The following is a 258-nucleotide window of genomic DNA, read 5'->3' as shown; positions in this document are numbered from 1 at the left end:
ACCATCAAAGAAGTTAATTTGACCTTCATCGCGGTAATCTAAAATATGTGTAGCAATACGGTCAAGGAACCAACGGTCATGCGATATACACATTACACAACCTGGGAACTCTAAAATAGCGTTCTCAAGTGCACGTAGTGTTTCAACGTCCAAGTCATTGGTTGGCTCATCCAGTAATAACACATTGCCGCCCGCTTTTAATAACTTAGCAAGGTGTAAACGGTTACGCTCACCACCTGATAGGTCTTTAACAAACTT

At 41.5% G+C, this 258-nt stretch carries 1 protein-coding gene; it reads right to left on the bottom strand.

Annotated elements, in window-relative coordinates; translation table 11 throughout:
* Positions 1-258 (bottom strand): ATP-binding cassette domain-containing protein (locus CWB78_RS18740; protein WP_138596874.1); only part of this gene is annotated, 258 nt, incomplete at both ends.

It is taken from the genome of Pseudoalteromonas sp. S1612 (assembly GCF_005887175.1).
Lineage (GTDB): Bacteria > Pseudomonadota > Gammaproteobacteria > Enterobacterales > Alteromonadaceae > Pseudoalteromonas > Pseudoalteromonas undina.
Note: the sequence above shows the minus strand (reverse complement) of the source record. Positions and strands in the feature narration are given on the sequence as shown.